The organism is Veillonella sp. T14073-2 (assembly GCF_002959875.1).
Classification (GTDB): domain Bacteria; phylum Bacillota; class Negativicutes; order Veillonellales; family Veillonellaceae; genus Veillonella; species Veillonella infantium.
In genome coordinates, this window is sequence record NZ_PPDC01000001.1 from 139,144 (window position 1) to 159,753 (window position 20,610).

Consider the following 20,610-nt stretch of genomic DNA (forward strand, 5'->3'; position numbering starts at 1 on the left):
ATATGATTTAATACCCATTAAATCATCTATTTATAGATTACAGATTAAGAAGTAATCCATTTATAGATTAAGATTTCTTTGGAAATAGAACTTTCACAATTTGCCAGAAGAATGCTACAGCACCAACAATTAGTATTGTATCACCAATCATACGAAGCCAACGTAAGTTTTGTAACAATGGTTGTTGCATGAATTCTTCGCTACGTGCAAACCACAAGCCATGTGTAATGCTTGCCCACGCTTGGATAAGACCTATTGGCAACAAGCTAATGAGCACCATTAAGGCAAGACCTATATTGAGAGCCCAGAACCCGAACTTCATCAATTTATCATTGAATTCTACTTCAGGTCGAATGTAACGCGCAATAAGGAATACAAAGCCTAAACTTAAGAAACCATATACGCCGAACAATGCTGTGTGGGCATGTACTGCTGTTGTATTAAGACCTTGAATGTAGAATAAGGATACAGGCATATTAATCAAGAAACCGAAGACCCCTGCACCTACTAAATTCCAGAAGGATACCGCAATAAAGCAGTACACAGGCCATTTTAGACGATGCATCCAAGGAGCACTATGAAGACGTGTATAGTTTTCAAAAGCTTCATAACCTAAGAGAACGAGCGGTACAACTTCTAATGCAGAGAAGGATGCGCCTGTTGCCACGATAGTAGATGTAACACCTGTGAAGTATAGATGATGGAATGTACCAGGGATACCACCGATGAGATAAATAGCCCCAGAAGAGATTGCCGCAACTGTACCAGCACGATACGATACAAGACCTAATGTAACAAAGATAAATGCCATCAATGTAGTGGAGAATACTTCGAAGAAGCCTTCAACCCAAAGATGGATTACCCACCAACGCCAATATTCCATAATTGCCAAGTGGCTATGTTCACCATAGAATAACCCTGGACCATAGAAGATACCTACCATGATAACGGAGAATATGAAGGCTGCAATGAGGTTTTTGTCCCCTTTTTGCTTGAAGGCACCAATAATGCTACGTATCATGAGTACAAGCCAGAATAAAATACCAATGTATTCAATCCACTGCCAAATACGACCCAACTCGATATATTCGTAACCTTGGTGTCCGAGAAGGAAATTCCATGCTGCTGGAATTTGATGTGCTACGCCTAAATATGTACCAGCGAAGGAACCTACTACGAGAACTACAAGAGCCCAGAATAAGATGTCCACCCCAAGCTTTTGATATTTAGGATCCTTACCACCATTAATGATTGGTGCCAAGAATAGACCTGCGCTTAGGAATGCCATAGCAATCCAGAACAAGGATGCTTGAATATGCCATGTACGCGCAATAGAATAAGGGAAATATTGCGCTAATGGAATACCATAGAACGCTTGACCTTCTACAGTATAGTGGGCAATAATCCCACCCATCCCCAATTGGAATAAGAACAATGCTAGGATTGTAAACAAATATTTACCTAATGCACGTTGAGATGGCGTTAACGTGATCTTGCTAATTGGATCTTCTGTTGGTGGAACCAATGCATGGTCATCATCCTTTTTACCAAAGGCCCATAACCATACAACTACACCAATGCCACATAATAAGATAATAACACTCACAACAGACCATGCGATACTTTCAGGTGTAGGATTATGATCCAACAAAGGTTCATGTGGCCAGTTGTTTGTATACGTTGCATCTGTACCAGGACGTTGTGTAGATGCCATCCAAGTAGTCCAGAAGAAGAAGCGTGCCATATCAATGCGATCTTGTAACTCAGGTAACGTGTTATCCTTCATCGCAAAATGATCACGAGTCAATGTTAAATCAGGATTATCACCGTACAACTCAACAAAATAACGACCAGTTAAATTCATTGCCGTAATTCGTTCTGGAGATAAAACAACAGTTCCATCTTCACGGACTGCACTACCTAAATACTCTTTTTTCACAACTTCTTTAACAGCTGCTTGTTGTACAGGTCCCAATTGGTCATAAAGAGCTCCAAAGGCCTCTTGAGATTTAATATCCAACATCACGGATACTTCTTTATGTAACCAATCTGCTGTCCAGTCAGGCGCTTGATATGCGCCATGACCTAAAACGGTCCCTACCGATTGACCACCTGTAGATTGCCATGCCGATTGACCATGTAAAATATCTTCCTTAGTGAACAAGACCTGTCCATCTTGAGATACATACGCAGTCGGCACTGGCGGTGCTTGATGATACACATCAGTACCTAGATAACCAAGAATAGAAAAACCAATAATAAGAACGGCTACTACGGCTATCCAATACTTTTTGTATTCACCCATCACATTACCTCCTTTTCTATAAAAACACAAAAGGAGAGCCTTTGCTCTCCTTGAGGTAATAATAGCACTATTAGTAGAATAATTCTGTATCTTTGGTTACAAATACAATAAACAATATATAAATTAATACAAAAATAGGACCCCAATTGGGGTCCTATTTACTACAAAGATTATGAATTAACCTTCGATTTCAGTTACAACGCCAGCGCCTACTGTATGGCCACCTTCGCGGATCGCGAAACGAAGACCTTCTTCGATAGCGATTGGAGTGATCAATTCGATATCCATTGTTACGTTATCGCCAGGCATACACATTTCTACACCTTCAGGAAGGTTTACAACACCTGTTACGTCTGTTGTACGGAAGTAGAATTGTGGACGGTAGTTGGAGAAGAATGGAGTATGACGGCCACCTTCTTCTTTAGTCAATACGTATACTTCTGCTTTGAATTTTGTATGTGGTTTGATGGAACCTGGTTTAGCCAATACTTGACCACGTTCGATGTCTTTGCGGTCTACACCACGAAGCAATGCACCAACGTTATCACCTGCTACTGCAGAATCCAAAGTTTTACGGAACATTTCAAGACCAGTTACTACGTATTGTTCAGCTTTTTCTTTCAAGCCTACAACTTCTACTGTGTCGCCTACGTTTACTTGACCACGTTCAACACGGCCAGTTGCTACTGTACCACGACCAGTGATTGTGAATACGTCTTCCACAGGCATCAAGAAAGGTTTGTCAGTATCACGAACTGGAGTTGGGATGTAGGAGTCTACAGCTGCCATCAATTCGTCGATTTTAGCTACATATTGAGCGTCGCCTTCCAAAGCTTTCAAAGCGGAACCTACAACGATAGGTACTTCGTCGCCAGGGAATTCGTAGGAGGAAAGAAGTTCACGAACTTCCATTTCTACTAATTCGATCAATTCTTCATCGTCAACCATGTCAGCTTTGTTCAAGAATACTACGATTGCAGGAACACCAACTTGGCGAGCCAACAAGATGTGTTCGCGAGTTTGAGGCATAGGGCCGTCAGCTGCGGAACATACCAAGATAGCGCCGTCCATTTGAGCCGCACCAGTGATCATGTTTTTAACATAGTCAGCATGGCCTGGACAGTCAACGTGTGCATAGTGACGGTTTTCAGTTTCGTATTCAACGTGTGCAGTGTTGATTGTGATACCGCGTTCACGTTCTTCTGGAGCTTTATCGATCATGCTGTAATCTTGGAAATCAGCTTGGCCTTTTTCAGCCAATACTTTAGTGATTGCAGCTGTCAAAGTAGTTTTACCATGGTCAACGTGACCGATTGTACCAATGTTAACATGCGGTTTCGTACGTTCAAATTTTTCTTTTGCCATTAGGATTGTATCCTCCTTCACAAAAACAAATTACATTCTAGTATTAATATAATATATTAACCCTAATTTATCAATGGAATATAAGATTCCCTTATACATTATTATACCATATATAGAAAAACTTCTAAAAATACAAATATTCTTCTAAAATAAAAAAACTGACAAATGTAATCCTTACACTCATCAGCTTCAATTTATATTTTATGGAGAAATAAAAAATCCTCACCAATGTGAGGTTTAATGGTGGCGGCACACGGATTTGAACCGCGGACACACCGGGTATGAACCGATTGCTCTAGCCAACTGAGCTATGCCGCCATGTATGGAGCTAGTGACCGGGATTGAACCGGTGACCTTATCCTTACCAAGGATACGCTCTGCCGACTGAGCTACACCAGCACAATGAACGATCATTTCACTGTGAATTTTTGTGGTTGCGGGGACAGGACTTGAACCTGCGACCTTCGGGTTATGAGCCCGACGAGCTACCAACTGCTCCACCCCGCTATAAATGGTGGAGGGAGAAGGATTCGAACCTTCGAAGTCGAAGACGGCAGATTTACAGTCTGCTCCCTTTGGCCGCTCGGGAATCCCTCCAAAATAAAATGGAGCTGGCGATAGGAATTGAACCCACAACCTGCTGATTACAAGTCAGCTGCTCTACCAATTGAGCTACGCCAGCATCATTACGACAAGATGTATTTTATCATCCGTCCCACTAAGTGTCAAGAACTTTTTAAAAACTTTTTTGAAGTTTTTTTCGTTCACTGCGGTATCCCTTAGTGCTTAATCATAATAACATGAAACGATACCCTATGCAAGTATTTTTTCTAAACTTTTTAAACTTCATTTTTTCCTCATCGGCAATCATAGATAAAGATAGATAATTGCAAATATAGCCACTATTATCCGATAGTACCCAAAGAGATACCCAAAATGAGGGCAATTATATATTGTTCCATGATATCCACCTACCTTTTATATGCGGTCATACTCATGGCAATATATAATGCCCTCAACAATCAATATAACTCTATTAATCAATAACCATAACACGATCAGGTTTAGTAATTGTTACAACCGCATGTTTTGGATCATTATTGTGTTCTAAGTATAATTGATCACCTTCAAGATGACCACGCCAACCTACAACAATCGGATATGTTTTACTAATAGTCTTTAATAGTTCAAGAGGATTTAAATTTAAAATTGGTGCAAATAACACATTGATGCCATCAATAAGAACCACTTCTGTATCACTACGACTTAATGCACGACGAATTACTTCTTCTGCAAGTTGTGGTCTTTCATCACGAGGCACTAACAAAAACTCTTCTTCAATAAGTTGTTTTGCTTCTAAGTACTTCCACCCTTTTTGCTCAGATAACTCACGGATTAATAAACTTTTACCAGAACCAGGACCACCAACGATAAACAATATACGTTCATCATCACCTTGAATTTGTTCCCAACGTTCTCTTACATCTTGAACTGTAACCATATCCCTTGCCTCCTCGCTGTAACCGTTCCTACTTAACTGGACGGTCAGATAACATAACGGATTTGATATATTGGTTTTTATCATCTAGGGCAAACTGTAAATATGAGTCGCTTGCCGCTGGATTTTTATATTCATATACAGTAGATGTGCCCGCATTTGTTGTAGATTCAACAATACGAGTAGGCATACCATATACAAAGAGCAATAAGTATTTAGTATCCCCCATCGCAATACCGCGACGAGTAGGCGTGTAAATATTTAATAGAACACGATTGATGAGATTTTTTTTATCAACACTCACGCCATATTCGTTATATCCAATAAATGTGGACCCAAACAACATACCTTGATGTTTCCAATCATTATTGGGATCATTAACAAAATAATCATTTAATTTATAGCCACGCAACACAAAATCATCAGCAGTCAATTTACCTGCTTGAAAATCATATACTGGAGCTTTAGGCAATCCAAATCTTGGCCATACTTGACCACTAATCATATCAACAGCCTCTACATTGCTTTGTTTGATGGTGAAAGCAATATATTCTTTCTGTTGTCCTAGCATAGATTGTTGTTGGCTATTATTATTTGTATTCTCTATCGAGCTATTAAATTCCTTTTTTCGAGACCATGAATTTTCGGAATGACCTTCATATAGGAAGATATAACTTTCATTTTTCAAATCACGCCACATCGCAATAGGGCTACCATAGGCAAATACCAATTCCATGCGCGTGCTACCAACACCAATATCGCGTACAGTGTGGACGCCTTTTTTCGTACTATGAATATTAGTAATAGTATTCGGTTCAAAGAAATAAGTAGCACCTTGACCGCGCAATTGATTATTTACTAAACGCTCTTGAGCAGGTCCCGTATAAACGGTCACCTCCAAGTCTTTCATATAGTACGTCGTAAAGTTATCACGAACCACTGTTTTTTCTACATCTTTAGGCGCTACAAACTGATCTCCTAAGCGATACCCATCAATAGCATAATCATCTTCAGACCCTAAAGCTGGCAAATTATTAGCCGTATAAGACTTACCAATATCAGCCAAGTTATTTTGCGTTACGCTAGGCAATGGACCTTCATTTTCGCTAGCTGCTTGCCAAAACTGTATGGAATCACCAAACTCGGTAACTGCCATTTGTTCAGCTAGCCATCCTGTTTTAGTGCTTTCCTTTTTTGTCTTTGTATCGATTTTAACAGCTTTAATCGGTGCATTATCTATATACGCAACAGACTCAGCCGCATCAGTTCCCGCTGCTTCTACAGTTGTCTTATCATCCGTATGTGCAACATCATTTGCATTCTCTGTAGATTCCACCGCAGTTTGTTTCACAGTCGAAATAGCCGGTTCTGCCGCATACCCTACCGTTGTAGCAGATAGGCCAACTAAAAGTGCCGCTACGATACGGCTCTTAATAGAATGATTCATCGATTACTCTCCAATTGCGCACGCAACCATGTCAACCATGGCTCTAACCCATTATGGGCCGTGCAACTTACTTCAAAAATCTCTCCTGTTGGATTCAAATTACGTATATCTTGTATTGCCTTGTCTTTTTTAAATGGTACATAAGGCAATAAATCTATCTTATTAATGAGAATAGCCTTTGACTCTTTAAAGATTAATGGGTATTTAAGAGGCTTATCTTCACCTTCAGTAACAGATAATACAGTTACCTTCATGCTTTCACCAATCTCAAATTCTGCAGGGCATACAAGGTTACCTACATTCTCGATAATGATCATATCGAGTTCATCAAGATTTAAATCACCTAGTGCATCTTGAATCATTTGTGCATCAAGATGGCAACCTCCCACTGTATTGATTTGAATAACAGGAACGCCTAATTCATGAATCCGTTCCGCATCCTTAGCAGTAAATAAATCACCTTCAATAACAGCAAGGCGGTAATCTTTTTTCAAATCATGTAAAGTTGCCTCCAATAGAGATGTTTTACCAGCCCCTGGAGAACCTAATAGATTAAATACAAAAATATTTTTTTCCTTAAACAACTGTTGTAAGGACTCTGCAATGGCATCATTTTTTGCCAATACATTAGTTTTAACTTGAACTTGCATGCCTAACCTTTCTATCAATCGATATCCATGGAGGTCACTTGTAGTTCGCGGCCACCAATGGTTTGTACGAAATGACTGTCACAATAGGGACAGATAAACTTATAATTTTCTACAGGAAATGTTTTATCACAATCCAAGCACTTTCCTTCAATAGGAATCGTATTAATTTCTATACGCGAACCTTCTGCTGCAGTCCCCTTTGTAACGGCTTCCCAGCAAAATAGGAGAGAATCTGGCTCTACTCCACTCATAAGGCCCAAATCGAGTTGAACGGAATGAATCACAGATGCATCGTGTTGGCGCAATGTATCGAGGGCTACATCAAGTATACCTTCTGCTATAGACATCTCATGCATGGTATGCCTCATATACAGCTTCAAGCATCATAGTAGTCGTTACAGAGCCTACACCACCAGGCACTGGAGTAATTGCAGACGCAATATCTTTTACCGCTTCATAATCAACATCGCCTACCGTCTTACCTTCTAGTTCATTAATGCCTACATCGATAACAACAGCACCTGGCTTAATCATATCTGCTGTAATCATATGAGCACGACCCGCTGCAGCAATAACGATATCGCCACGTTTTACTTGTTCTGCCAAATCAGGGGTTCTGGAATGGCACATTGTAACCGTACCATGTGCACCAAGTGTCATAAGAGCTACCGGCTTACCAATCACTTGGCTACGACCGATTACTACCACATGTTTACCCTCTACAGGAATATCATAGTGGTTTAAAATCGCCATGCACGCCTTGGCAGTACAAGGGGCAAAGCCACCTTTACCGGCAGTTACAAGACCAATATTATACGTAGTTAGACCATCGATATCTTTTTTAGGATCTAGCATATCGATAAGAGCCTCTGTATCAATGTGTTTAGGCATCGGCATTAACGGTAAAATCCCATGAACAGCCGCATCATTATTTAATTCTTGCAATGCTGTAACTACTTCATCCTGTGTAGCCGTTTCAGGTAATTGTTTTAACACAAAGCCATAGCCAAAGTTCTTGGCTGTCTTTTCCATAAATGTAGCGTACATATGAGCACCGTGGTCTTCACCAACGAGTAATACTGCCATAGTAATTACAGAGTCGCCAACTGCTGCAACTTTTTCTTGTAAAATCGCCTTGTGAGCGTCTGCTACTGCTTTACCGCGTAATTCGATCATAAGTATCTCCATTCATTCAAACTATCTATAAAATAAGGTGCCTCCGGAGAGGCACCTAAGTCTCTTATTCTATTATATAACGAACTGTCTATAATTTCTAATTATGACCGAATTCGTTTTATCTACGGAAATGAACAGTAATTGCTGTACCAGCCTGAACAGTTGTACCGCTACTTTCATCTTGAGATGTAGCCGTACCAGTTCCATCCGGTTTAAAGGCAAGTCCCGCCTTATGTAACCAATCACGCACTTCACCATAGGTAAAACCAGTAAAGTTAGGCAATGTAACAGAACCATCACTTCCCGGTTTTGGTTCAGGTAATGTATTAGCAGCTTTAACAGCTACTGGTGTACTTTCTTTAACATACGGACTCATTTGGTAATACCGTACAAGTTGAGATACGATGTCCTTAAATACAGGGGCTACAATTTGACTACCATAATAAGAACCCTTTTGTGGGTCATCAATAACGACAAGAACTACAAATTTTGGATCCTCTACAGGGCCAAAGCCAATAAAGGACGCAATGTATTGTCCGTCGAGATAACCGCCATGTTTGGTATCTAGTTTTTGCGCCGTACCAGTTTTACCGCCGAAGTGATAACCTTCTACCATCGCTTTTGTACCGCCACCTTCGGATACTTCTTTTTCTAGAATATCTACAATGGTTTTAGCGGTTTCCGCCGGAACTGGTTGTCCCACAACAGATGTTTCAGTCGTACTTGTAACATCGCCTTGAGAGTTACTATAAGACTTGATGATATGTGGTTTCATCATAGCCCCACCATTAGAAAGTGCACCAAAGGCGCGAACCATTTGTAATGGTGTAACCGCAATACCTTGACCGATGGACATAGTCGCAACGTCTAGCTTACTCATATCCTCTGGATTATACAAAATACCTGCTCCTTCACCAGGCAATTCAATACCTGTTTCAGAGCCAAAGCCATAATCACGTATATATTTCGAGAGAATATCTGCACCTGTTAATGTACCAATTTCAGCCATACCAGTATTAATAGAGTACTTCAAAATATCTAGCAAACGAACAGGACCATATCCCTCACCATTCCAGTTTCTAATGATATGTCCATTGGCAGCGAAGGCCCCTTTATCGTTATACACAGTGTCTAACTTCCATTTGCCTGCTGCAAGAGCTGCAGATGCAATGATAGGTTTGAATGTAGAGCCTGGTTCATATAAATTGGTAACCGCAATATTTTTGAAAGCCTCTTCACCACTTTGGTTGTAGTTATTAGGATCATAACTTGGACGATTGGCCATCGCTAATATTTCACCGTTCTTTGGATCCATAACGATAACGCTGGCATGCTTAGCTCCTGTATCAACCATCGCCTTATCAAGAGCGCGTTCTGCAATAAATTGAATTGTTGCATCGATGGTTAAGGTTACGCTTTTACCCTTATCTGGTAAAAATTTAGATAATACGGAACCAAAGATGGCATTCCCTTTATTATCAGTAGCTACAATTTCTTGTTGTACGCCCCCCTTTAATTCGTCATCAAGAACCATTTCTAGACCATCAAGACCTTTATCATCAGTGCCGACAAAGCCTAATACTTGTGCCGCTAAGACACCATTTGGATAATAGCGCTTAGATTCTTCAACGAAATTGAGGCCTGCAATATTATTATCCTTAATAACTTGTTGTACCGCTTTTGATTTGTCTGCATCCATCATACGATTCAACCAGACAAAGGCGGTATCCTCTTGCAAAGCTTTCACAATATTCTCTTTTGACATCGTTACATACGGTGAGATGAGATCCGCAATCTCTTGAGGAGACTGTTTAATCATCTTCGGATCCGCATATAAAGATTTTGTAACTACACTCATCGCCAAAGGCTTGCCATTACGGTCATAGATTGTACCGCGCGGCGATTGTAATTTTCTATCTACTTGAACTTGTAATAAGTTTTTCTTCTCTAGGTCAAAGGTATCAAAGACCTGTAACTGTGCTAAACGTCCGATAAGGACGAAGGCAACGGTCATGAGTATGGCAAGGCACCACGTAGTGCGACTCCAATCACTCATGCGTAATAACGCTTTATTTAATAACTTCATCATTTCTCCACTGGACGGCGTAACTTATGGTCTAATGCATCATATAATGCATCTGGTTCATTGGGAATCACCCCATTTTGTACCTGACCTAATAAATACTGCAATCCTTCCCCCACTTTTTTCCCTGCAAGCTTAATAACTCGTTCGTCATAATTTAAATCCTTTGTATGGATAGGCATCTCTAGGCTAAGATCTGCCATACATTCACCAAAGGCTAAGGTACCATCAGTCGATGCATAAGGCTTCCCACAGCCTAACACATCGGCAGCACAAACCTTAGATAATTGTTCCCATGCAATTCGCATAATTTGACTATCTCGAAACTCACCGCTGCGAGCCTCTTTACGGATCCACTTCTTCTCATTAGCTTCCCCATTTTGTACAAAATAGTGAAAGCGCATATGATTTTTTACAATCCAAGCTACACGGCGCACAAAAGCCTTAGGGTAACCTAAACGAGTAAGCAAGGTTTCTGTCATTTCAGCACCTAATGTATCATGGCCACGATCCGTCAAACGTCCGTTAATAACAGCTCGTACCGCCGGCATCCCCTTTGCTACATCGTGTAACAGTGCACCCCAACGCAATATTAAATCTGGTTCTGTATGAGATACAACGGCTAATGTATGATACCAACCATCAAATTCGTGAAAGTCTTTTTCTTGTGGTAAATTCACAAGATGGTATAGCTCTGGTAAAATAGGCACTTCACGAGCGATGCCATTTTCTACAACGCGACAAGAGCACTCGGCCAAGCGAGATTGTACTAATACATCAAGGCCCTTAGCCACAGCGGGCTCTAACATGAGTCGGTCCAGTTCACTACGGACTCTCTCAAGAGATAACCCAGGCACACGATAAAATGCCTTTGGCATAGCTTCTAATAAGTCTTCGGTAGGTAAGAAATCTAGCTTTGCCACAAAGCGGCATGCTCTAAATAATCGCAATGCGTCTTCTTCAAAGCGTTGCTGTGCATTGCCAATGGTTCGCAATGTCTTATGCTTGATATCTCGACGTCCACCTACTAGGTCTATGACCTCACCAAAACGATTCATCGCCATGCCATTGACCGTAAAGTCGCGACGCAACACGTCTTCCTCCAAGGTATCGGCATAAGCGACTTCTTCTGGTCGATGACTATCCGCTCCATATCGTTCAGTGCGATACGTTGCAATTTCATATTGCTTTCCTTCTAGTGTAGCTACTACTACACCAAAGGATTTTCCTACTAAGTCTGTCGTTTGAATATCTTGACCGCGTAGGACTTCAATTACCGTATCAGGGCGTGCAGACGTCACAATATCAAAGTCATGAGGCTTTTGATGCATCAAAATATCACGCACTGCTCCGCCAATGATATAGGCTTCATAACCTGCTTCTTCTAATACAGTCAATATTCGATTGGCTTGTTCCATCATGCACACTCCTTTCTGAACTAGTCTAACCTTTATTTTACTACAAATGAAAGCATGAAAAAAGTGCAATCCTATAAGGATTGCACTCGTTCTGCAATAGCTGTACCCGTCGGTGTTACCGCAAGGCCGCCATCACTTGTTTCACGCAATGCTGCTGGCATAGCGCGACCGATATTATTCATTGCTTCAATAACTTCATCTGGTGGAATTTGACTTTCAATATTCATCAAAGCCAATTCAGATGCAGTAATGGCATGAACTGCATAGAAACCATTACGTTTAACGCACGGTACCTCTACAAGCCCTGCTACTGGATCACAGGCAAGGCCCAATAAGTTTTTCATGCACAATGCGATAGCATGTCCTACTTGACGAGGCGTACCACCCATCATTTCTACAATAGCACCGGCAGCCATACAAGCGGCCGTACCAATTTCTGCTTGGCATCCGCCAACGGCACCGGCCACACAAGCGCGATTCGCTACGACATTGCCAATGCCAGAGGCAGCCAAGAAGCCCTTTACCATAGTTGCTCTATCTAGCTTGTAATGGTCCGCTACTGCTTTCACCGCGCCAGGCATAACACCACAAGATCCAGCTGTAGGGCACGCAACAATGCGGAACATCTTTGCATTTGCTTCATTAACAGCAATAGCATAGGTCATAGCCTTGTACGCAATATCACTCATAAATCTTGGTGCTTGGCCATTAAGCTGTGCCGCCTGACCGCCGGACATACCAGACGCTGTTTTTTCTGCATAGTCTATACCATCTTGAATAGAACCTTCAAAGATGTCTAAACGATGCTCTATTTCACGAATAACCGCTTCTTCACTGCGGTCATAATTTTCTAATTCATAACGCAGTACTACTTCACCAAAGGAAATGTTATTTTCCTCAGCTAAGCGAATAATATCTGCAATTGTATCGTATGCATAACTCATCATTCGCCCTCCTATAACGCTTCAAAGGTCATCACATCTTGAATGCCTGGACACTCGCGCATAAACTGAACGGTAATAGGATTTACTACTGTATCGGTAGTAATGACCATCACTGCATCCTTGTGCTTACCCTTCCGAAACACACGCATAGTAGCGATATTAATATCGGACTCACTCAATGCTTGGCTCACCAAAGAGATAGCGCCAGGTCTATCTTCATGGAATACAACAAGAGTAAACTCATCGCCAGTAATAGACATATCATTGCCATCTACTTCAGTAATCATAATTTGACCGCCCCCAAGAGATCGACCAATCACAGTCATATGACGATTATGTTCATCGTACATATCAAAACGAACTACATTAGGATGACCTACATCAAGAGGAGACTCGATAAAGTTATACTCCATGCCCTCTTTTTCAGCTAATTTATGAGCAACACGAATATTCGTATCATCCTCTTTAAAACCCAATAAACCACCAATTAAAGCACGATCTGTACCATGGCCTTTATAAGTCTTAGCAAAAGAGCCATATAAGGTTAAATCTACCTTTTTAGGTGTGGAACGGAAAATGCACCGCGCCATCTTACCTAGCCGCGCAGCACCAGCTGTATGCGAACTAGACGGGCCAATCATGACAGGCCCTATAATATCAAAAATACTATTCATACACGCCTCTATATACACATAAACAATGTGAAAATCTTACTTTACCTATAGTATAACAATCGATATTGATCAATGTCTATATGCACATTAGCAGTATTTTTGTACACATACGGAGGACTAAGTTGTAGATACGAAACTGGGCCCCATCAATATACAGCCACTAACAGATAGCTTTCACAAAATAGTAAAAAACGCACCTTAGGCGAACCTAAGGTGCGTTATTTATAACAACAGTCCTAAATCATAAAAGAGAGGGGAAGTAGGCCTGTAGTTAATAAGTTAATGGATCCTATTAGCCCAAGATAGCTTTCATGTCAGCTTCTGGAGTTGTAATTGGATGTAATTGGAATTTTTCTACCAAAATGTTCAATACATTGCTGGAGAAGAATTTAGGCAAGGAAGGTCCGATGTAGATGTTGCGGATACCCAATGCCAACAATGTTAACAAGATACATACTGCTTTTTGTTCGTACCAGGACAATACCAATGTTAATGGCAAGTCATTTACGTCACATTCAAATGCACCAGCCAAAGCTACTGCTACTTGAATAGCGGAGTAAGCATCGTTACATTGACCCATATCAAGGATACGAGGGATACCACCGATTTCACCGATGTTAAGGTCGTTGAAGCGGAATTTACCACAAGCCAATGTCAATACTACAGTATCATCTGGAGTTTGTTTTACGAATTCTGTGTAGTAGTTACGGCCTACTTTAGCACCGTCACAACCACCAACTAAGAAGAAGTGTTTGATTGCGCCAGCTTTTACAGCGTCGATTACTTTATCAGCAATACCCAATACTGTACCATGACCGAAACCAGTAGTTACTTCGTGACCACCGTTGATGCCAGTGAATTCTTGAGCTTCTTTGTAGCCGCCCAATTCGATTGCGCGTTCAATAACAGCGGAGAAGTCTTTAGTGCCATCAGCTTTTTCTTCTACGTGTGCACAGCCGTCGAAACCTACCATATCTGTAGTGAAGATATTAGCTCTGTAGTTTTCTTTTGGTGGCATAATGCAGTTTGTAGTGAACAAGAATGCGCCAGGAACGTCAACGAATTCTTTTTGTTGGTTTTGCCATGCAGTACCGAAGTTACCTTTCAATTGAGAATGTTTTTTCAATTCAGGGTAAGCGTGGCAAGGTAACATTTCACCATGAGTATAGATGTTTACACCTTTACCATCAGTTTGTTCCAACAATTGATTCAAGTCGTGAAGGTCATGACCAGTTACAACGATGAAAGGACCTGGTTCTACAGTCAAAGGTACTGTAGTTGGTACTGGAGTACCATATGTTTCAGTGTTAGCTTTATCAAGAATAGCCATGCATTTCAAGTTGATTTGACCGAATTCCATCAACAAGTTCAACCATTCTTCAGCACTGTGGTCTTTAGCGAATTCTACCATGCCTTTGATGAACCAAGCATCAACTTCAGGATCATGGAAACCAAGGCGTGCAGCATGCCATGCATAAGCAGCCATACCACGCATACCTAACAATAATGTGGAACGAAGGGATACGATATCTTCTTCACCTTTCCACAATTGTTCCCAATCGAAGTTTTGAGCTGCGCTATCGATTTTTGCATGATAAGCGTTTACTTCGTCGATGAATTCTTGAACGCGGTCTTCAGAGAAGTTTACGTTTGTTACACACATGAACAAACCACGCATTAAATAGTCAACGCCTTCTTTAGTTTGGCCTTTTACGTCTAAAGCGCGTGCTAAACCAACTAAAGCAGCAGTTAATTCGTCTTGTAAGTTAGCAACTGGTGCAGTTTTACCACATACACCTTGTACAGTACAGCCGCCTGGTGCTGCAGATTGTTCGCATTGATAACAGAACATGCTCATTTAAAAATCCTCCTTTGCGAGACTTCCTCGCATTCAAGCTAGATAATATAAAACCTATACATTACACTGATGAATTATCAGGTGTCTGATTGATTACATTTGAAAGTATAACGTAAAGATGATACAATTTCTGTAGCTTGAGCAACAAATAAAAAACTTTTTCAAAATTTTTACCTGACTCCCCTTGTGGAACAGGTAGGTCATTTGACCTTATACTATTATTATACAATAATCATTTAAATTTACTATAGACTTCGTCACACCGGAGGTGCTCATGAAGCAAATACTTTCAAACGATATTATCAACCAATATCTGCCCACTCTTATACACTGTCCTCTATTCAATAAATTAGGTGAGCCTGAATTAAAAGGCTATTTACATAATGCAAAGGTTATTGTTCATAGCTATAAGAAAAATGACTTCATCGCCCTCTCTGGGGATCCTATGGAAGGCATTGGCGTTATTCTCGAAGGTAGCGCTTTACTGACTCGAGAAAATGTAATGGGCCAACGCGTTATTATGGCGAATCTTGAACAATCTGATATTTTTGGTGAAGCATTACTATTTAGTAAGCAACCTCTATGGCCTGCTACTATTAAGGCTACGAAGGCTACAAAAATTATGTTCATTCCGCTCGAAACATTTATTGATACATTGCCAGATTGCCAACAATGCCAAACTAAAATCTTATCTAACCTATTAGAGGACTTATCTGAAAAAGCTATTCTCCTTACAAGAAAGGTTCATTATCTTACCTTGAAAGGTATGCGCGAGAAGATTTTCGCGTACTTAACAGACATTTATAAACGTCAGCAGTCTACAACAATCCATTTGCCACATAACCGTGAGCAAATGGCAGAAGTACTCAATGTATCTCGCACAGCACTTAGCCGCGAACTCGGGCGCCTAAGAGATGAAGGCATTATCGATATTACAGGCCGTACAGTAATACTAAAAGACGTGGAAGGAATCGAAGAATTCGGTTTTAATAGCTTCTAGCATATCTTTTAACCTATAATAAAACTAATAATATACAATAATCATAACCACCCGTAGAACGGGTGGTTTGCTCTGACCCTATAAGGGTCTTTCTCTAGTGGTGGCCCTCTAAAGAGGGCATTGAATGATCTGACAACCACTCTATTACCACTGGCTGCCCCCTACTCGGGGGCTTTTATTTTGCCTATTTTACTGGCTCACCCGTAAACGGGTCAGTATACTCTTTAAAGTTTAATGTATCTTGCGCTATATCTTCTTGTAATTGATTGCGAATATACTCTTTTATCGCTCCTTCATATCGTCCTACCGTATCCACATAATATCCTCTACACCAGAAATGTCTATTTCCATACTTATATTTTAAATTTGCGTGTTTATCGAATATCATGAGGCTACTTTTACTTTTTAAATATCCCATAAAACTCGATATGCTTAAATGTGGTGGTATTGTTACTACCATATGAATATGATCTGGGCAGCATTCCGCTTCTATTATCTCTACATTTTTTCTCTTACATAGATCTCTTAAAATTTTACCTACATCAGCTTTTATCCGACCATAAATTATTTGCCTTCTATACTTTGGAGCAAAAACAATATGATATTTACATCTCCATTTACTATGTGATAAGCTTTTTACGTCATTCATTGACATTGAACCTCCTATATTAAAATGTTGTGGTTGCCAGACCAACTTCATTTTATCACTAGGAGGTTCTTTCCTTTTCTCTAAGAATTTTTACCGACCCCCAGTTTAACTGGGGGTTTAGTCATGCCTATTCGGCGTACAAACGTAAAAAGGTCTCCCTATATAATCTAGGGAGACCTTTTAGTATACAGTTATTATTTCTTTAGTATTAATTCTTTAGTATTAATTCTTTAGTATTAATTCTTTAGTATTAATTCTTTAGTATTAGTTCTTAGCAATTAATTTTACACATTAGAACCAATGAGATAAATCGAATTCTTCACCAATCGTAGCTTTCACATGAGCACGACCTAAATATAGGCCAAGTAATGTTAAACTGATTTTAGACATAGGCGTATGATCAAATACATCTGCTAAATCTAAGAGAACTGGAGAAATATCATCCATAATATCACGTGCTTCTTGACCTCTGAAAGCAGTCGGTTTACTCTTCATAAGAGCGATGAGATCTCGTTGTACCATAGAATCGGAAATGCGTGTTTGTCTAAAGAATCGTGGTGCTAAAGACTCATCAACCAAAGCCAATTTATATAGATTGGAGTTCAAGCTACGCACTACATAGCGCGGATCCACACCATGACCATCGGTAGCACGGAAGAGTTCCTCCTTGGAGAAACCACGATAGTTGAACACGAATGGATAAGAATTGGATAATACTTGAGCTAATGTAATCGGTTCACGTTCCTCTTGTGTACAGCGTAAATAGTCTAGCTGACGGTAGAAAGAATTGTTTTGAGGCAAATCAGAAATGAATGGCTCAATATATTTTTCTACATAATGTTGGAAGTGAATTAATCCATAGTTATTAGAGTTTCTAGAATATTGTAGCAATAGGGTCAATGCCATGACTTGGAAATGACCTAATGTCAAATGTGGCAATACACGTAACGCATCAAAGGCTACAAGGTACGGAGTGCTAGACTTAGGTGATTGCACCACATCTAAGAACGCACCTAAGGCGGCGGATTTCATCCACTCTGTATTCGTAGCAGCATAGGCCTTTTGCATACTCATCAAGGCTTCTTGAATAACAATATTATCAAGAAGTGCGTTGACTTCAGCTAACTTTGTAATATTAAGAGCTGCTAATGCATCTCTTGTAATGGATTCCACATAATGTTGTGTATCTCCATGCAACACGCCGAAGGCATGAACAAATGGCGCCATTGCCAATTCAATACATTTATCTTCATGTGCCGCTTTAGCCCATTGCCCTGTTGGTACCTCTTCTTCAACCATACTAGCAGCTGCCAATTGAGCTTCTATTTCGGAAGCATCAAATAAGCGCGTTTCATCCAATACAGATGGGCCTTCTGCTGTTTTAATCTCATCGACACCACCAATCATTTGTGTTGCCTCAATATTTTCTGCTTCATCAGCTTCAAGAGCCTCTACAGATTCGCCCATGGCAATCGTATCCTCTACAGAATTAGCTCGATTGCGAAATTCATCTGTAACAGCATCAAGAACAATAGTCTTATCCATCAATGGAGTGGCATGATGCTCACCATTGGAGAGTCCCACATCAGAAACTGCAGGCATTACAATAGTTTCATCCATACTATGTTCTATTCTATTAGATTCTGTATTCTCTAGAGAATCAGAATTCTCTTGAACAGATTCATGCGGAATAGATTCAGCAGAAACAGATGTAGCTTGAATAGGTTCTTGTCCTTTTAAGCCAGCTTGACTTGATTTAGCCTCAGTCTCACCTGCATGATGACCTAAGGCCAAGGAATATCCTGTTCCAGAGTTTTCCACATGTAATTGATTACCATCTCGTCGGTTATAAGATGTATCTTCATGAGTTACCATAGATTCAGAAGCATTATAATCTTCATTATCCTCTAACACAGAGGCCGTATACACATTGGTTCCACCTTCATGTGTAACAGTTACATCGCCTACCCTAGATTCATTAACGGACTTTTCTCTATGATGTTCACCATCAGACTTAGTAACAGAATTATCACGATGCTCATGTTTAGTTTGGCTTTCACTATCATTACGATTAAAAACGGCGTAACAAATGGCAAAAAATCCAAGCGCCACAACAGCTAATACAAAATATGGTATTACGTTTGACATACTATCCCCCTACATCAACGCTTCATTATATGCAGCACGTTCACCACCAATACTCTTAGGTCGAACACGACAAGCAGTTACATGAGCCTCACCAATTTCTTTAATACTGAGGCGTACTGGTACAGTAACATGTTTCATATGCATACCTATGAAAGTGTCCCCGATGTCGATGCCTGCATCAGCTTTAATAAATTCAACCATCACTGGATCGTCAAAACGTTCATAGGCAGTAACGGCCATGGCTCCACCTGCATGACGTTGAGGTACTACATTAACCTCTTCCTCCCATGTTACTGCACTACGTTCCATAACAAGAGCTCGATTAATATGCTCACAGCATTGAACGGCCAAATTAAGGCCTTTAGCTTTAATAGCTTTATATATTTCATCAAATAGGATCTGAGCCACATCAATGTGGGAATCAGTGCCAATTTTCTTACCCATAACTTCGCTAGTGGAACAACCCACTACGAACAATTGACCTTCTCGAACCTTTGCCAAATCTAGCAATTCAGCCATCGCTGTACGCACTGACTGACGAATAGTTTCTACAGAAGTCATCATATCGCCTCACTCACTTTGAATGTATAAATCTATATGTATATTATCACAAAATGGACAGAATCGGTAGACTTTACTCTACTAAGCAAAGGTGAATCTAACATAATAATATATAAACTATAAAAGTAATTTCATATATTACTATCATACTAATAAACAATGTAATAATCATTAAATATATACATGTACAGTGATAATTATTGAATATCTATAGAAAAAAAGAGGCTTGCATTAGCAAGCCTCTTTCAATCACTCAACGGTGATATTAGATTTTTCTATAAGGTTTTTGGCCTTGTTCGTAGAAGTTGTTACCTTCAGTATCGCCAACTACGATGCAAGGGAAATCTTCAACTGTCAATTCAGCCAAAGCTTCTGGACCAAGTTCACCATAAGCAAGTACTTCGTATTTTTTGATGGATTTTGCAATCAATGCTGCAGCGCCACCAACTGCTGCGAAGTATGTGCAACCATTTTTCTTCATGGATTCAACTACTGCTGGTTTACGGGAACCTTTACCGATCATGCCTTTGATACCTTGATCAAGCATTGTTGGTGTGTAAGCATCCATACGACCAGAAGTTGTAGGGCCAGCGGAGCCAATTGGATCACCAGGTTTTGCAGGTGTTGGGCCAAGGTAGTAAACGAATTTGTTAGTCCAATCGATTGGTAATTTTTCACCACGTGCTAAAGCTTCAGTCATAACTTTATGAGCAGCGTCACGAGCGGAGTAAATTTTGCCAGTGATAAGAACGCTATCACCAACTTTTAATTTACGGGAAAACTCTTCATTATATTCTTCAGTATTAATGCGAATTGTTTCAGCCATTGTAATTA

The 20,610-nt window shown here is 40.3% G+C and carries 17 protein-coding genes and 5 tRNA genes; 1 reads left to right on the forward strand and 21 read right to left on the reverse strand.

The window, feature by feature from the left end:
- Positions 1-67: 67 nt before the first annotated feature.
- From VCHSUH04_RS00760 to hcp, 17 genes are all read right to left on the reverse strand, one after another.
- The gene (locus VCHSUH04_RS00760; RefSeq protein WP_105084931.1) at positions 68-2,305 is read right to left on the reverse strand and encodes a nitric-oxide reductase large subunit; all 2,238 of its coding nucleotides are present in this window, start codon (positions 2,303-2,305) and stop codon (positions 68-70) included.
- Between the two features lie 177 nt (positions 2,306-2,482).
- Positions 2,483-3,670, reverse strand: coding sequence for an elongation factor Tu (gene tuf, locus VCHSUH04_RS00765; protein WP_105084932.1), 1,188 nt, complete (start codon positions 3,668-3,670; stop codon positions 2,483-2,485).
- A gap of 241 nt (positions 3,671-3,911) precedes the next feature.
- Positions 3,912-3,988 (reverse strand) — tRNA-Met (locus VCHSUH04_RS00770).
- A 5-nt stretch (positions 3,989-3,993) separates the two neighbouring features.
- Positions 3,994-4,069, reverse strand: a tRNA-Thr gene (locus VCHSUH04_RS00775).
- Between the two features lie 32 nt (positions 4,070-4,101).
- A tRNA-Met gene (locus VCHSUH04_RS00780) sits at positions 4,102-4,177 on the reverse strand.
- A 5-nt stretch (positions 4,178-4,182) separates the two neighbouring features.
- Positions 4,183-4,267 (reverse strand) — tRNA-Tyr (locus tag VCHSUH04_RS00785).
- Positions 4,268-4,276: 9 nt separating this feature from the next.
- Positions 4,277-4,352 (reverse strand) — tRNA-Thr (locus VCHSUH04_RS00790).
- A 354-nt stretch (positions 4,353-4,706) separates the two neighbouring features.
- Entirely contained in the window at positions 4,707-5,171 is a 465-nt protein-coding gene (gene brxF, locus VCHSUH04_RS00795; RefSeq protein WP_005379848.1) for a BREX-3 system P-loop-containing protein BrxF, read from the reverse strand.
- A gap of 28 nt (positions 5,172-5,199) precedes the next feature.
- Positions 5,200-6,615: a hypothetical protein gene (locus VCHSUH04_RS00800; protein WP_105084933.1), complete on the reverse strand. Its 1,416-nt coding sequence runs from the start codon at positions 6,613-6,615 to the stop codon at positions 5,200-5,202.
- Positions 6,612-7,265: a hydrogenase nickel incorporation protein HypB gene (gene hypB / locus VCHSUH04_RS00805; RefSeq protein WP_005385456.1), complete on the reverse strand. Its 654-nt coding sequence runs from the start codon at positions 7,263-7,265 to the stop codon at positions 6,612-6,614. Before hypB ends, VCHSUH04_RS00800 begins: the two co-directional genes overlap by 4 nt.
- A gap of 14 nt (positions 7,266-7,279) precedes the next feature.
- Positions 7,280-7,621, reverse strand: a complete 342-nt coding sequence (hypA, locus tag VCHSUH04_RS00810; protein ID WP_005385455.1) for a hydrogenase maturation nickel metallochaperone HypA — start codon at positions 7,619-7,621, stop codon at positions 7,280-7,282.
- Positions 7,614-8,441, reverse strand: coding sequence for a bifunctional 5,10-methylenetetrahydrofolate dehydrogenase/5,10-methenyltetrahydrofolate cyclohydrolase (locus VCHSUH04_RS00815; protein ID WP_060924355.1), 828 nt, complete (start codon positions 8,439-8,441; stop codon positions 7,614-7,616). Before VCHSUH04_RS00815 ends, hypA begins: the two co-directional genes overlap by 8 nt.
- A 118-nt stretch (positions 8,442-8,559) precedes the next feature.
- The gene (locus tag VCHSUH04_RS00820; RefSeq protein WP_173015035.1) at positions 8,560-10,527 is read right to left on the reverse strand and encodes a penicillin-binding transpeptidase domain-containing protein; all 1,968 of its coding nucleotides are present in this window, start codon (positions 10,525-10,527) and stop codon (positions 8,560-8,562) included.
- Complete coding sequence (locus tag VCHSUH04_RS00825; RefSeq protein WP_060924356.1) at positions 10,527-11,945, reverse strand: CCA tRNA nucleotidyltransferase; 1,419 nt, start codon at positions 11,943-11,945, stop codon at positions 10,527-10,529. Before VCHSUH04_RS00825 ends, VCHSUH04_RS00820 begins: the two co-directional genes overlap by 1 nt.
- Positions 11,946-12,013: 68 nt before the next feature.
- A complete protein-coding gene (gene sdaAA / locus VCHSUH04_RS00830) occupies positions 12,014-12,886 on the reverse strand; it encodes an L-serine ammonia-lyase, iron-sulfur-dependent, subunit alpha (protein ID WP_105085058.1) in 873 nt (290 codons plus the stop codon).
- Between the two features lie 11 nt (positions 12,887-12,897).
- Complete coding sequence (gene sdaAB / locus VCHSUH04_RS00835; protein ID WP_005385446.1) at positions 12,898-13,560, reverse strand: L-serine ammonia-lyase, iron-sulfur-dependent subunit beta; 663 nt, start codon at positions 13,558-13,560, stop codon at positions 12,898-12,900.
- A 292-nt stretch (positions 13,561-13,852) separates the two neighbouring features.
- Positions 13,853-15,418, reverse strand: a complete 1,566-nt coding sequence (hcp, locus tag VCHSUH04_RS00840; protein WP_105084935.1) for a hydroxylamine reductase — start codon at positions 15,416-15,418, stop codon at positions 13,853-13,855.
- 274 nt (positions 15,419-15,692) lie between these two features.
- Here hcp and VCHSUH04_RS00845 point away from each other — a divergent pair, with 274 nt between their 5' ends.
- A complete protein-coding gene (locus tag VCHSUH04_RS00845) occupies positions 15,693-16,418 on the forward strand; it encodes a Crp/Fnr family transcriptional regulator (RefSeq protein WP_105084936.1) in 726 nt (241 codons plus the stop codon).
- A gap of 184 nt (positions 16,419-16,602) precedes the next feature.
- Here the strand turns inward: VCHSUH04_RS00845 and tnpA are convergent, their stop codons facing one another.
- The 4 genes from tnpA to VCHSUH04_RS00865 all read right to left on the reverse strand — a co-directional run bounded on the left by tnpA (position 16,603) and on the right by VCHSUH04_RS00865 (position 20,602).
- Positions 16,603-17,067, reverse strand: a complete 465-nt coding sequence (gene tnpA / locus VCHSUH04_RS00850) for an IS200/IS605 family transposase (protein WP_105085059.1) — start codon at positions 17,065-17,067, stop codon at positions 16,603-16,605.
- A gap of 291 nt (positions 17,068-17,358) precedes the next feature.
- Positions 17,359-19,215 (reverse strand): LPO_1073/Vpar_1526 family protein, encoded by a 1,857-nt coding sequence (locus tag VCHSUH04_RS00855; RefSeq protein WP_105084937.1) that lies wholly within the window; start codon positions 19,213-19,215, stop codon positions 17,359-17,361.
- A gap of 9 nt (positions 19,216-19,224) precedes the next feature.
- A complete protein-coding gene (locus tag VCHSUH04_RS00860) occupies positions 19,225-19,776 on the reverse strand; it encodes a TIGR01440 family protein (protein ID WP_105084938.1) in 552 nt (183 codons plus the stop codon).
- Positions 19,777-20,041: 265 nt separating this feature from the next.
- Complete coding sequence (locus VCHSUH04_RS00865) at positions 20,042-20,602, reverse strand: Fe-S-containing hydro-lyase (RefSeq protein ID WP_005385442.1); 561 nt, start codon at positions 20,600-20,602, stop codon at positions 20,042-20,044.
- Positions 20,603-20,610: the final 8 nt, after the last annotated feature.

Excerpts from the sequence above, each read along its gene's own strand:
- hypA (WP_005385455.1), bottom strand. The coding sequence starts at position 7,621 with ATGCATGAGATGTCTATAGCAGAAGGTATACTTGATGTAGCCCTCGAT.
- VCHSUH04_RS00815 (WP_060924355.1), bottom strand. The coding sequence starts at position 8,441 with ATGATCGAATTACGCGGTAAAGCAGTAGCAGACGCTCACAAGGCGATT.
- sdaAA (WP_105085058.1), bottom strand. The coding sequence starts at position 12,886 with ATGAGTTATGCATACGATACAATTGCAGATATTATTCGCTTAGCTGAG.
- hcp (WP_105084935.1), bottom strand. The coding sequence starts at position 15,418 with ATGAGCATGTTCTGTTATCAATGCGAACAATCTGCAGCACCAGGCGGC.
- VCHSUH04_RS00820 (WP_173015035.1), bottom strand. The coding sequence starts at position 10,527 with ATGAAGTTATTAAATAAAGCGTTATTACGCATGAGTGATTGGAGTCGC.
- VCHSUH04_RS00760 (WP_105084931.1), bottom strand. The coding sequence starts at position 2,305 with ATGGGTGAATACAAAAAGTATTGGATAGCCGTAGTAGCCGTTCTTATT.
- VCHSUH04_RS00865 (WP_005385442.1), bottom strand. The coding sequence starts at position 20,602 with ATGGCTGAAACAATTCGCATTAATACTGAAGAATATAATGAAGAGTTT.
- VCHSUH04_RS00855 (WP_105084937.1), bottom strand. The coding sequence starts at position 19,215 with ATGTCAAACGTAATACCATATTTTGTATTAGCTGTTGTGGCGCTTGGA.
- tnpA (WP_105085059.1), bottom strand. The coding sequence starts at position 17,067 with ATGAATGACGTAAAAAGCTTATCACATAGTAAATGGAGATGTAAATAT.
- VCHSUH04_RS00860 (WP_105084938.1), bottom strand. The coding sequence starts at position 19,776 with ATGACTTCTGTAGAAACTATTCGTCAGTCAGTGCGTACAGCGATGGCT.
- brxF (WP_005379848.1), bottom strand. The coding sequence starts at position 5,171 with ATGGTTACAGTTCAAGATGTAAGAGAACGTTGGGAACAAATTCAAGGT.
- VCHSUH04_RS00845 (WP_105084936.1), top strand. The coding sequence starts at position 15,693 with ATGAAGCAAATACTTTCAAACGATATTATCAACCAATATCTGCCCACT.
- tuf (WP_105084932.1), bottom strand. The coding sequence starts at position 3,670 with ATGGCAAAAGAAAAATTTGAACGTACGAAACCGCATGTTAACATTGGT.
- VCHSUH04_RS00825 (WP_060924356.1), bottom strand. The coding sequence starts at position 11,945 with ATGATGGAACAAGCCAATCGAATATTGACTGTATTAGAAGAAGCAGGT.
- sdaAB (WP_005385446.1), bottom strand. The coding sequence starts at position 13,560 with ATGAATAGTATTTTTGATATTATAGGGCCTGTCATGATTGGCCCGTCT.
- VCHSUH04_RS00800 (WP_105084933.1), bottom strand. The coding sequence starts at position 6,615 with ATGAATCATTCTATTAAGAGCCGTATCGTAGCGGCACTTTTAGTTGGC.
- hypB (WP_005385456.1), bottom strand. The coding sequence starts at position 7,265 with ATGCAAGTTCAAGTTAAAACTAATGTATTGGCAAAAAATGATGCCATT.